This is a genomic window from Chondromyces crocatus (assembly GCF_001189295.1).
GTDB classification, from domain to species: Bacteria; Myxococcota_A; Polyangia; order Polyangiales; family Polyangiaceae; genus Chondromyces; species Chondromyces crocatus.
In genome coordinates this window covers 4,352,234-4,364,065 of the sequence record NZ_CP012159.1, presented here as the reverse complement: position 1 = coordinate 4,364,065, position 11,832 = coordinate 4,352,234, and the positions used below count along the sequence as shown (strand labels likewise).

The window sequence follows — 11,832 nt, the reverse complement described above, 5'->3', positions numbered from 1 at the left end:
GCGTGACGGGAGCGTGTCAGGGCTCGCCAGCTAGGAGATCGCATAGTAGGGGAGCAAAGGCACCAGCCACACATGCCTCCACTTCCTCTGCGGTCGCACAGGCGAGCGCTTCCGCAGCGACCTGCTCTGCCTCTGCCAGCGAGATGCGGCGGATGGCCTCTTTGATCTCCGGGATCGCTGCGGCTTCCATCGAGAAGTCACGCATCCCCAGGCCACAGAGCAAGACGGCAGCCAGCGGATCACTCGCCATCGCGCCGCAGATACATACGGGTCGGCGGAACTCCTGCCCTGCGCGGATCACGTTGACGATCAAGCGCAGAATCGAAGGATCGAACGGTGAAGCCAGGTAGGCCAGCGAGCGACTGCTCCTGTCCACGGCGAGCGCATACTGGATGAGATCATTCGTCCCCAGGCTGAGAAATGCAGCTTCCCGCGCGAAGTGATCCACCAGCACCGCCGCAGCGGGGACCTCGATCATGACGCCGAGGGGGATCTCGTCGGCGCACGGCAGCCCACGGGCACGCACTTCCTCGTGTGCCCTCTGCAGCAACGTCTTCACCTGACGCAGCTCGTTCAAGCCCGCCACCATGGGGATCATGATCCGGACATCGCCATAGGCGGAAGCTCGCACCATCGCCCTGAGGTGCTCGAGAAAAACCTCCGGACGCGACAGCGCGAGGCGAACGGCACGCAGGCCGAGCATGGGGTTCATCTCCGGCGGGAGCTGAAAGGTGGAAACGAACTTGTCACCGCCGATGTCGAACGTCCGCAGGGTCACGGGTTTCGGAGCCATGGCCTTCACCACGGTCCGGAAGATCTCGAACTGCTGCTCCTCGGTCGGAGGGGATGCTCGATCGATGTAAAGAAACTCGGTGCGATAGAGGCCGATCCCGTCAGCGCCTTGGTCCCTGGCCAGGAGCGCCTCTGCGGGTAGCTCCACATTGGCCCAGAGTTGCACCTGCAGACCATCGGTCGTCACGGCTGCGCGATCACGAGCTTCCGAGAGTCCGCGTGCGTGTGCGAGGTGTCGGTCGGCTCGCGCGTGTGACGCCTTCAGCTCCTCGGTATCGGGGTGGATCAGCACCATACCCCGCAAGCCGTCGACGACCACGACGTCGCCCGTGGCGATTCGCTGCGTGGCGTCGCTCACCCCGACGACCGCCGGGATCTCCAGCGCGCGCGCCATGATCGATGTGTGACTCGTGCGGGTACCGACCTCCGTGATGAAGCCGATCACGGGCTGGTCGACCAGCGACGCGGTGTCTGCAGGAGAGAGATCGTGCGCGATGAGAATGGATGGCCCGTTGATGCGCGGGATCGTTCGTGGCGAGGGCACGCTGTCGAAAGCCCGAAGCAGCCGCTCGCCGACGAACTCGATGTCGTGGCTCCGCTCGCGGAGATACGGGTCGTTCACCGACGCGAGCCGCGCTGCGAAGGTCTCGCAGACCGCGGCAACGGCCCACTCCGCGGATCGGCGGTCCTCGGTGATCTGGACCTTGACCGCCTCGGCGAGCGCCTCGTCGCCGAACATGAGCAGGTACGCCTCGAGGATCGAGGCCTCCACCCTGCGCCCCTCGACCTGCTTCGCCACATCACAAAGTTCGCGCTGAGCACGCGCGACGGCGTCCTCGAAGCGAGCGATCTCTGCACCGACTTCTTCTTGCTCGATGTGGCGTCGAGGATAAGCGAGCTTCTCGGTGCCGAGCACGATCGCGGTCCCGATCGCGACTCCGGGAGCGCCGGCGATACCTACGAGGGCATTCGCGCGTGCGACAGGGACCTGCTGCGAGGCAGGAGGCGCATCGGTGGACCGCTTCCCGTTCACTCCGGCTCCCCGAAGCGGCTCGTGATGAGCTGACCGATGGCCTCGATGGCGGCCTCCGCCTGGGGCCCCGTCGCACGTGCCTCGAGGACAGTGCCCACGCACCCGCAAAGCAGGAGCACGCCCATCACGCTCTTGGCGTTTGCGCTCTGGCCGTCTGGCCCCGTCAGAAGAATGCTGCAGTCGAACTTGCCAGCAAGCTGGACAAGCTTCGTCGCCGCACGGGCATGCAGGCCTCGCGCATTGATGATTGTGAACTGCCGCGTCACCTCATGTGGCATCACGAGTCTCTCCCCGCCGCATCCTTGTGTGAGAGTACCTGGTCGCCAGCTGCCACGATGCTCCGAGATGGCCCCCGAGCGACGTGCGCTCCGTCGAGCCCTGCGCTGGGCTCGAGGTCCGACGGCACGCTGCCCGAGCTCGGCGCGGCCGCCGTCACCCCACGGGACAGGTCCCGATGGATCACGGCGACAGGGAGGCCCGTCTTCCCGCGGAGGCGCTCTCCCAGCAGCACCGCGAGAGCCACCGAGCGATGGCGTCCCCCCGTGCAGCCGATGCCGATGGTGAGGTAACTCTTCCCTTCACGAGCATAGCGAGGCACGGAAAACAGAAGCAGCTGCTCCACGCGCTCGACATAGGCGAGCGCATCCGGGTTCTGCAGGATGTAGTCCCGAACGGCAGCGTCATTCCCCGTCAATGGCCGCAGCTCCGGCACGAAATAGGGGTTGTCGAGGAATCGAACGTCGAAGAGCAGATCGGCGTCGAGCGGGACGCCGTACTTGTAACCGAACGATACGACGCGCGTGGCCATCTGCGTATCGGCCTGTTTCACGGATCCGACGCGCTCGATGACCAGGCGGCGCAGTTCGTGTACCGACAGCCGTGAGGTATCGAGCTCGATGGTGGCTTGAGCGCGGAGTGATGCGAGACGCTCTCGCTCCAGGACGAGCCCGTCCAGCATCGCCATCTCCCCGTGCCCACGTGCAATCAATGGGTGAGGGCGTCGGGTCTCGCTGAAGCGTCGGATGAGGACGTCGTCGCTCGCATCGAGGAACAGCACGAAGACGTCGCGCCGCGCTCGCAGCGCCTTCAGAGCAGCGCTCGCCCCATCGATGAAGGCACCGACGCGGACGTCGATGCCCAGACCGATCCGGTTGACCCCACCTGCCTCGCAGACCTCCACTGCGCGCTCCACGAGGGGGGGCGGCATGTTGTCGACGCAGAAAAAACCCAGGTCCTCCAGGGCTCGGATTGCGGTGGATTTGCCCGCTCCGCTCAGCCCCGTGACGACCGCTACCCGGCCCGGCTCATCCGAACTACGCCCCTCGCTCATTCGCCCCACCTCTCCGACGACGCCTCGCCACGCACCGAGGGCGGGACCACCGATTCATCCGAGCTGCGCTCGCTCAGCAGCGAGCCCTCCAGCCTGTTGAAGAACTCTCGAGCGGCGTGGTGCCCAGCGTGCTTCAGCAGCTCGTTACGTGCGGCGACCTCGAGAATGGACGCCATGTCGCGCCCTGGCTGCACTGGAATGCACAGCTCACGAATGGACACACCGAGGATGACGTGCGACCGCTCATCGAGCCCGAGCCGGTCGTACTCCGTGTTCTCGGACCACGCCACCAGCTTGACCACCACGTCGATCCGCTTCCGCTCCCGGATGGAAGTCACCCCGAAGAGATCCTTCACATTCAAGACGCCAAGCCCACGCACCTCCAGATGATGACGGAGGAGTTCGGCAGGAGCGCCGAAGACCATTCGCGGAGGCCGGAAATCACATTCCACCGCATCATCCGCGACGAGCCGGTGTCCACGCATCACCAGATCCAGTGCGCACTCACTCTTGCCGATACCGCTCGGCCCCACCAGAAGCAGGCCAACGCCGAACACATCGACCAGCACGCCGTGCAACCGCACCCGAGGAGCAAGCCTGTCGTCGAGCAACGTGTGCAGGGCCGCGATCGTGGCGCTCGACCGCACAGGAGACGATAGCAAGGGCGTCCCCGTCTCCTCTGCACATGCCGCGAGCTCGGGCATCTCGCCCATGGCGAAGGCTGACCCGCCGGCTTCTCCTCCGGTGATGATCACGCACGACAGGTCGAGCCCGAAGAACCCATGGAGCGCTCGCACGCGCTCCTCGTGCCCGAGGCGAGCGAGATAGGACTGCTCGGTCTGCCCGAGGATCTGCACGCGCGTGGGCACGATGCCGTGAAAATGCCCAGCCAATGCCAGCCCAGATTTCTGGATCCGGGTGTGATCGATCCCGCGATTCAGCCCCGCGGCCCCTCCAACCAGTGTCAGCCGGAGACCCAGCCCCTGGTCATGAATCAGCTCTCTCACCTGGATGGCGGTGCGCGACGCAGCAGCGCCTCTCCCTCCCCCATTGCGGCTCACAGCTGCCCTCGCCCCTCTTCGGCCACGATCATGTCGAAGGCCAGCCTGCCACTGGGTGACGAGAGGAGACGGCGACGAAAGCCAGGGTCACGAAGAAGCCTCGAAATCCGCGCCAGCATCTTCAGATGCTCCCCGGTCGCGCGCGTGGGCCCGATGACCGCGCACAGAATGGATACTGGCTCACCATCGATGGCATCGAACTCGATGGAGCGAGGACACAACAACACCGCTCCGACCTGACGCTCGGCCGCCTCGAGGACACCGTGGGGAATCGCCACGCCCCCCCCGACCCCCGTCGACTGCAAGCGCTCCCGTTCCACGAGGACCCGCTCGATCTCACCAGCGAGGTCATGACTTCCTCGCGACGCGCCGACCCCAGCGGCAAGCAGCGTCGCCAAGCGGAGCAACGCATCCGCCTTCGTGCCAACGACCCCCTCCTGCTCGCCAGCGACGGATACCTGGTGCGCGGTCAGGATTTCACAGAATTGCATTCGAATCGGGGCTCTCCAGGGCTGGGGAAGCCCCGAGCACGGGCGAAGCGCTCGGGGGCGGCCAGTCTATCCGATTCTGGCCGCCTGCGCGTGGGAGAGGCGTACGCTAGGAGCGGGTACGCACTGGGGTGGCAGGGTCCCCAGCCATCCTCATCACATCCGCTGCGTACTCTCCGGCGCTCGTTCCGCCCCGCTTCCGGGCGAGATTGTGTCCCTTACCATCACGAATCTGGCGCTCGAGCTTATCGATCACGGCATCGATGGACGCATACATGTCTGCGCTCCGCTCGTTTGCCTGGTGAGACACGCCCCCAGCCGAGATTCGCACGTCCGCAATGTGCTCCAACCCTTCAACCGCGATGGTCACATGGGCCGACATGGCCTGACGCAGGAACTTCTGCAGCTTCGCTACCTTTTCTTCCGCATACGTCCTGACAGCGTCGCTACCTGCCATGTGCCGGAACGTGATCGCGATGTTCATCGGTATCGAGCCTCCATTCTTTGGTACGGCATGGGCACCCGCACTCGCAGGTCCCAGCGGCCATCGTACACCTCTCCTCGCGCGTGAGTCTCCATGTCAGTTGCTCCTACCGTTCATTCTGCGCTTGCCAGGAGTCGCTCACGACGCAACGCGGCGCGCCGTCACCTCGGACGGCAGCGCTGCGCGGATGAGTCGAGGTGCATGGAAGCAACCGGTCTCCGTGAAGCCCTATTCCGGAGTTCGCGGCCTGGGCAGCGCTGGAGGTTGGCCCGCTCGTTGCCCATGCTCGAGCGCACGCCGGACGGCGTGGGGCGAGCGGCCACTTGCCCGGGCAATCTCGTCCAGGCTGGGGCGACGACCGAGCTCTGAACGCAAGCGCCGAGCCACCGCGAAGACTTCTTGAAGGGCCGCGATGTCTTCCTCGTCGAGCGGCTCACCTACCCGTAGCCCGTGGCCTTCGAGCCGTGCGATGATCTCCTCGATCTCGTCGTAACTGACGGCACGATCACCGACAATCTCATCGATGTCCTCGAGCTCCACACGGCGCCCGTCGCGATTGCGGGCCAGGAGTTCGGTGACGACCTCGTCGACGAGAGCGCTCACGCGCTCGCTCCAGCGCAAACGTGACACACATCGCGCCCGCCTCTCTTTGGCCTGCCCAGCGTCACGCCGAGCGCTCCGGCCGCCCGCGTCGAGCCAGACGGCGCTGCCTGCGCTCCGCCGCTGCCTCGGCCAGCGCTCGCTCCTCGGGACTCTCGACGAGCAACGGTGGCACCTGCGCAGGACGCATGGATGCGTCGACCGCCACGAAGGTCACGAAAGCGGTCACCGTCGGCCACACGTCCCCCCGCGTCGCATCCTCACCATGTACCGTCACGAGAATCTCGAGGGACGTACGGAATGTGGCCGTGACCTGGGCGCGCAACCGGACCACTTGCCCCACCAGGATCGATCGATCGAACGACAGGTCATCGATGCCCGCGGTGATGACGGTGCGCCCGGTGTGTCGCTGCGCGCAGATCGCAGCGCAGAGATCGATCCACGCCAGGACCTGTCCACCAAAGATGGTCCCGAGTGCATTGGCATGCGTCGGGAGCACATACTCGGTCATGGTCGTGATGGAGTCGCCAGGTCGGCGCGCACCGAGCGGCGCGGGGGGCGGCGGAGATGCCGGGTCGTGAGATGCGCTGTTCACGTGACCGGCGTAGCACCAAGGCCCGCCGGCGCCAAAGTGCAGGGACCCGGCTCACGCCGGCTTCGGACACTGGGCCGTCCTGGGGTAAGCTCCGCCGGTGAGCGGAGATGAGACGGATGTCGGTACGACCGAGGGTTCCGACCCAGCCCAGCTGGTTCCTCGCTACGATACAGCCGAGCTTCGCGGCCGCATGGCTGCATGCCTCAGCTTGCGCGAGCTACGGAAACTGGCCGAAACCCTCGGGGTGACAGACGCCTCGCTCGATCGGTCAGCGTCCGAAGCAGCACGAGATCTCGTGCGGTCGTTCGAGCGTCGTAATGAGCTGGAGCTGCTCGTGGACTCCCTCCGACGAGCACAGCCTCTCGTGGAGTGGCCAGCGCCTCTCCCACCACCCACCACGTTGCACGGCTCCCCGTCACCTCTCTCCGAGGTGGTCCCCCTGCCCGCCGTGGAAACAGCTCCCGAGCCCTCCCAGCCCTCCTCGCCTCCCTCGCTGGAACCACGTGAAACACCTGCGGAGTTGCTCGCAGACGGCAGCCTTCCCGGCGAAGGGGCGGTCCCGTCGCCTGCACGCACGGCTGCGGGAACTGAGCCGACAGTGGGCTCCGATGCCGCCCTTCCGCTCACGACCCCGACACAGGCCCCCTCACCCGCAAGCACGCCCCCACGCCCCATCCCTCCCTCTGCTGCGACGACAGCCCATGCGCCATCCCTGACACCAACGTCACCCACGCGCCCCGCTGCTGGTGACAGCTCGCGAACCACCGACACGGGCCCTCCACTGCTCGACCCGTATAGAACCGGGAGCGCTGGCTGGCCAGGGACCGAGCCTCCCCTCCAGGAGAGAGCATCTCGGGGGCTCGATCCACGGCTGCTGCTCGCGTTCGCAACGCTCATGATGGTGACGGTCCTCCTCGCCTACCTCGTGGGTCGTGGTTCCACGCCGGGCTCGGATGCCAACCCGGATCTTGCTGCAGCTGGACACTCTGACAGCATGGCCACCCGCGCCGTCATGGCGATCGCTCGCCGCGCCGAGAGCGCCGCGCGAGCGTGCGAGATCAGCTCCGGAGGCGCCGTGGATGTGATGCGACGCGCCTACCAGCAGTGTGGTCCGGTCCCTCCGCCATCCGGCTTCCCGGATCGCATGCGCCCCTCCGACCCTGGCGCCTCACCGAACGGGATGCGCGATCGTCTTCCTCCCGAGATTCCCGCCGATGCTCCCGCTTCCGAGCCACCCCGCCTCCGTCCGGTGGCTCCGCCCCCTCAGCCCCCTCCTGATCCAGGAGGAGCGTGCCTCGGGGCGTGCGAACGTGAGCACCGCGCGTGCAAAGCCAATCAGTGTGGGAGTGAGCCCATGCAGAGCACCCAGTACAAGGTGTATCAGGACTGTCTGTCGACCTGCTTGCGCGCCGCCTCTCGCTGTCGACTCGCCTGCCCGTGAACCTCTGCCAGATGCGGTCGCCGGCACTCGCCGCAGACACCCTCGCAGAAAGTTTCACCGGATGTGGTATCCCTCCCACATCCACACCGCATGAGCTACGTTGGCCTGGGATGCGCGTCTTTTGCAGGTGGTCGTGGATACTCCTCATGGCTGCTGGCTGTGGCGGCGCTGCCGCTTCGCCAGGTGAAGCTTCCACCCCCGCAAAGGTCACCTCGGCTCCTCCGGAGGGAGACACCCCCGGCACGCGGTGCCTCGACGCCGCCAATGCTTCGCGTGCGCGCCGCTCGGACGAACCTGCCCACATCGGCGTGAAGCACATCCTTGTCCGACATCGAGATGCCGAGCGGGGCGGGGATACCCCACGAACCCGGGAAGAGGCGTGTCTCCGGGTGCTCGAAGCACGTGGAAAGCTGCAAGAAGGCGCTGATTTCGACGCGCTCGTCAGCGACTATAGTGACGAAGCCGGCGCAGCCTCGCGTGCAGGCTCTCTGGGGTCCATCGAACGCGGCGACGTGCTCCCTCCATTTGCGGATGCCGCATTCGAACTCGAGGCGAACCAGGTCAGCGACGTGGTTGAAACGAAGTACGGATTTCATCTCATTCTCCGGACGGAGTGACGCCCGGAGAAAGCTTGACGCTTGGAGCGGGCGCTTCGCCCGCAGGAGACGGCCGGACATGCGAACGTCGAACCCCTACATGGCGCGCTACGCCTTTCTCCTGCCCGCGCTGGCCGCGGCTGTAGGTCTCACCCTGTCGGCAACATCGGGCTGCACGGGCACCATCGGTGGAGCACCAGGCGAAGGAGGGAGCGGCGCTGACAACAGCAGCGGTTCGTCCAGCGAGGGTGCAGGGGCCAGCTCCTCGATCGACCTCAAGGGGTACTTCGAGACGAATGTCGAGCCTTTGATGATGAGTGGCTGCGACGTCTGTCACAAAGCGAACGGCAGCAGCAGCTACTACTTCATGGCGCCCGCCCCTGATAGCGGAGCGATTTACGACACGGTCAGGAACTGGAACGCCTTCGTGATCAAGGACTGGGAGCGAAGCCGGCTCCTCGTCCACTCGACCAGAGGAGGACCGCACACCGGCACGCCCATCGAGGACGTCGAAGGTCTCAGGGACCATCTGGAGACCTGGCTCAAAGCCGAGTCGGACGCGATGGAAGCATCAGTCCCCGATCCCGCCATCCCGCTCGTCGGGCCGTTCGCGGTCCGCGTGGCCGGCGCATTCAATGCCGTTCGCTTCGACACGTACCTGGGAGACACCTACCTCGGCATCGGCCTCACCTTCACGGCCGCGGTGAACGACGCCAACGAGCTCGTCCTCGAAAACATCACCGTGAACACCACCACGACGCTGGGCGTGGAGCTGAGCAATCCCCAGGTGCAGGTCTTCCAGGCAGGGAAAGGGGCCACCATCCCAGCCAATCCTTATGGTGGGTACAGCCGCACGGTCCTCGCAGGGGACTCGGAGCCATTCGAGCCTTCGAGCGTGGCCATCCCGAACTACACCAACGGCATGCAGATCGGCATCCTCTTCGGCTCGCTCAAGCCATCCACGGACGTCGGTGGGACCGATTGCGTCGAGCAAGCCCTCTTCGAGAGCGCAGCGCTCGGACAGATTCAGACCAACTGTGCAACTGCCGCCTGCCACGGCGGCAACGCATCCACGGCGTCGGTCGTCATGAACCTGGTCAACCCCCAGGGCGATCCGGAGAAGACCTGCCGCATCATCAAGGCTCGCACCGACAAGGTCACGCCGGCCAACAGCCAGATCTTCAGGAACTCGGATCCTGCAGGTGGCGCCAACCACCCCTTCAACTTCAACGGCGATGCCGCGATGTTCGAGCAGTTCCGCACCGCCGTGCTCCCCTGGGTGGAAGCGGAAGCGGCCGCTTCTCCCTGAACCGCGGGCTCTCCCCTGCCCTCTGCCATCGTCCTGCGAGGGAGCCTCGATGGCTCCCTCCGCGGACCTCACGGCATCAGATATCGAAATCGAGCACCCACCCCGGCGGTGGATTGCTCGTCCGCACGCTCAGCTCGGGCGCCTTCATCACCACGCGTGACCCGGGGGGCACGCTCCGCGTGAGAAAGACCGAACCACCGACCACGCTGCCAGCGCCGACCACGGTGCTACCCCCCAGCACCGTCGCGTGCGCATAGAGCGTCACATTGTCCTCGACCGTTGGATGACGCTTCGTGTTCCGGATGACCCGGCCCTTCTCGTCCCGCGGGTGCGAAAGCGCCCCCAGCGTCACCCCCTGATAGAGCTTCACGCCGTTTCCGATGGTGGTCGTCTCACCGATGACGACACCCGTCGCGTGATCGATGAAGAACCGCCGCCCGATCTCGGCGCCAGGGTGAATGTCGGCACCCGTCTGCGCGTGCGCCCACTCCGTCATGATCCGCGGCAAGAGCGGCACGCCCATCTGGTGCAGCTCGTGAGCGACCCGGTAGACCGCGACCGCGAGCATTCCGGGGTAGGCCATCAGGATCTCGTCGTGGTTCGTCGCGGCAGGATCACCATCGTAGGCCGCTTGCACGTCCTCGATGAGGATCTCCCGCAGCACGGGCACCCGCGCCAGCACCCGATCGGCGAGGTTCCGCGCATGCCCAGCGCAAGGGCGCAGGTTGGCCCCTTCCCCCTCGGCGACATGGCACAAGCACTGCTCGATCTGCCAGGCGAGCTTCTGGCGCAGCGACCCCACGAGCCCACCGACATGGTAGACGAGATCCTCGTCGGTCAGGTCGAGCCGCCCGAAATAACCGGGGAAGAAGATCTGAAGGAAGAGCTGGATACACTCGATGATTTCGTCGCGTGACGGCCGAAAGTGACGCCCGATGAAATGCCCACGCGCGTCCGCCCGATAGCTCTTCACGACCTCCAGCACGATCGCATCGAGCGGCTGGGTCGGCACCGGAACGGAGGCGCCATTACCGCATCCTGCCTCTGGACGCTGGCCTGCTCCCAGCGCGTCCTCGCCGACCCAGCGCTCACTCATGCCGTCATCTTCTCCACATGATCGAACATGCCCTCGAACAGCGCGCCCGACAGATAGCGCTCGCCTGCGTCCGGTAGCACCACGACGATGTTCTTACCATCGAGCGCCGGCTCCGCAGCCAGCCGGAGAGCCGCGGTCATGGCAGCCCCACACGAGATGCCGCAGAGGATCCCCTCCTCGCGCGCGAGGCGGCGTGCCATCGCGATGGACTCGTCATTGGTGACCGTCTCCACGCGATCCACCAGCTCGAGATCGAGGTTCTTGGGCACGAAGCCCGCACCGATCCCCTGGATCTTGTGCGGCCCGGGCGACGGCTCTTTGCCTTCACGCGTCTGGCTGATCACCGGAGAGTGGATCGGCTCCACCGCGACCGTCAGGATCTGCTTGCCTCTCGTCTTCTTGATGTAGCGCGACACGCCGGTGATCGTCCCACCGGTCCCGACACCGCCCACGAACACGTCGACCTCGCCATCCGTGTCTTCCCAGATCTCGGGGCCCGTGGTCTGCTCGTGGATGAGCGGGTTCGCCGGGTTGTCGAACTGCCGGGTCAGGTAGAGGCTCGGGTCCTTGGCGGCGAGCTCCTCCGCCTTCGCGATCGCGCCCCGCATGCCCTGCGCGCCGGGCGTCAGCACCAGCTCCGCGCCGAAGGCGATGAGCACCTTGCGCCGCTCCATGCTCATCGTCTCGGGCATCGTGAGCACGCAGCGGTAGCCTCTGGACGCGGCGGCGAAGGCGAGGGCGATGCCGGTGTTGCCGCTCGTCGCCTCGACGATGCCCCCTCCCGGCTTGAGCGCCCCCCGCTCTTCCGCGTCCCACACCATCGCCGCGCCGATGCGGCATTTGACCGAGTAGGCCGGATTGCGTCCCTCGATCTTGGCGAGTACGCGCCCCCCCATCCCCTTCGTCAACCGGTTGATCTGCACGAGGGGCGTGCGGCCGATGCTCTTCGAGTTGTCCTGATAGATCTTCGCCATGTGGTTTCCTCGGAGGGCCCCGAGGATAGCCCA

14 protein-coding genes are annotated in these 11,832 nt (G+C 66.0%); 4 read left to right on the top strand and 10 right to left on the bottom strand.

Translation table 11 applies throughout. From position 1 onward, the window contains the following. Positions 1-16 precede the first annotated feature (16 nt). From ptsP to CMC5_RS49180, 7 genes are all read right to left on the bottom strand, one after another. Positions 17-1,825: a phosphoenolpyruvate--protein phosphotransferase gene (gene ptsP, locus CMC5_RS16130; protein WP_050431272.1), complete on the bottom strand. Its 1,809-nt coding sequence runs from the start codon at positions 1,823-1,825 to the stop codon at positions 17-19. Further along, complete coding sequence (locus CMC5_RS16125) at positions 1,822-2,103, bottom strand: HPr family phosphocarrier protein (RefSeq protein ID WP_050431271.1); 282 nt, start codon at positions 2,101-2,103, stop codon at positions 1,822-1,824. The genes ptsP and CMC5_RS16125 overlap by 4 nt, the downstream gene beginning before the upstream one ends. Next, on the bottom strand, positions 2,103-3,155 hold the full coding sequence (gene rapZ / locus CMC5_RS16120; RefSeq protein WP_082362530.1) for an RNase adapter RapZ: 1,053 nt from the start codon (positions 3,153-3,155) through the stop codon (positions 2,103-2,105). Before rapZ ends, CMC5_RS16125 begins: the two co-directional genes overlap by 1 nt. Continuing rightward, positions 3,152-4,162 (bottom strand): HPr(Ser) kinase/phosphatase, encoded by a 1,011-nt coding sequence (gene hprK / locus CMC5_RS16115; RefSeq protein ID WP_245678569.1) that lies wholly within the window; start codon positions 4,160-4,162, stop codon positions 3,152-3,154. Before hprK ends, rapZ begins: the two co-directional genes overlap by 4 nt. 50 nt (positions 4,163-4,212) lie before the next feature. After that, positions 4,213-4,707, bottom strand: a complete 495-nt coding sequence (locus CMC5_RS16110) for a PTS sugar transporter subunit IIA (protein WP_050431270.1) — start codon at positions 4,705-4,707, stop codon at positions 4,213-4,215. 106 nt (positions 4,708-4,813) lie between these two features. Further along, positions 4,814-5,188 (bottom strand): ribosome hibernation-promoting factor, HPF/YfiA family, encoded by a 375-nt coding sequence (gene hpf / locus CMC5_RS16105; RefSeq protein WP_050431269.1) that lies wholly within the window; start codon positions 5,186-5,188, stop codon positions 4,814-4,816. A 228-nt stretch (positions 5,189-5,416) separates the two neighbouring features. Next, positions 5,417-5,602, bottom strand: a complete 186-nt coding sequence (locus tag CMC5_RS49180; RefSeq protein WP_425394837.1) for a sigma-70 domain-containing protein — start codon at positions 5,600-5,602, stop codon at positions 5,417-5,419. 36 nt (positions 5,603-5,638) lie between these two features. On the opposite strand from CMC5_RS49180, the gene CMC5_RS47565 reads away from it, so the two are divergent. Next, positions 5,639-5,815, top strand: coding sequence for a hypothetical protein (locus CMC5_RS47565; RefSeq protein WP_245678466.1), 177 nt, complete (start codon positions 5,639-5,641; stop codon positions 5,813-5,815). A 37-nt stretch (positions 5,816-5,852) separates the two neighbouring features. Here CMC5_RS47565 and CMC5_RS16100 read toward each other — a convergent pair whose 3' ends face one another. Then, entirely contained in the window at positions 5,853-6,383 is a 531-nt protein-coding gene (locus CMC5_RS16100) for an acyl-CoA thioesterase (RefSeq protein WP_245678465.1), read from the bottom strand. Between the two features lie 895 nt (positions 6,384-7,278). On the opposite strand from CMC5_RS16100, the gene CMC5_RS16095 reads away from it, so the two are divergent. Genes CMC5_RS16095 through CMC5_RS16085 form a run of 3 tightly spaced genes read left to right on the top strand, consistent with a single transcriptional unit; the run spans position 7,279 to position 9,729 of the window. Further along, the gene (locus CMC5_RS16095; RefSeq protein WP_050431267.1) at positions 7,279-7,824 is read left to right on the top strand and encodes a hypothetical protein; all 546 of its coding nucleotides are present in this window, start codon (positions 7,279-7,281) and stop codon (positions 7,822-7,824) included. Positions 7,825-7,835: 11 nt separating this feature from the next. Then, positions 7,836-8,441 carry a peptidylprolyl isomerase gene (locus tag CMC5_RS16090; protein ID WP_342673949.1) on the top strand — a complete coding sequence of 202 codons (606 nt, stop codon included), beginning with the start codon at positions 7,836-7,838 and terminating at the stop codon, positions 8,439-8,441. A gap of 58 nt (positions 8,442-8,499) precedes the next feature. Beyond that, positions 8,500-9,729 (top strand): hypothetical protein, encoded by a 1,230-nt coding sequence (locus tag CMC5_RS16085; RefSeq protein WP_050431265.1) that lies wholly within the window; start codon positions 8,500-8,502, stop codon positions 9,727-9,729. Positions 9,730-9,805: 76 nt separating this feature from the next. Here CMC5_RS16085 and CMC5_RS16080 read toward each other — a convergent pair whose 3' ends face one another. Together CMC5_RS16080 and cysK are read right to left on the bottom strand one after the other, a co-directional pair. Beyond that, complete coding sequence (locus CMC5_RS16080; protein WP_156338632.1) at positions 9,806-10,825, bottom strand: serine O-acetyltransferase; 1,020 nt, start codon at positions 10,823-10,825, stop codon at positions 9,806-9,808. After that, entirely contained in the window at positions 10,822-11,799 is a 978-nt protein-coding gene (gene cysK / locus CMC5_RS16075; RefSeq protein WP_050431264.1) for a cysteine synthase A, read from the bottom strand. Before cysK ends, CMC5_RS16080 begins: the two co-directional genes overlap by 4 nt. Positions 11,800-11,832: the final 33 nt, after the last annotated feature.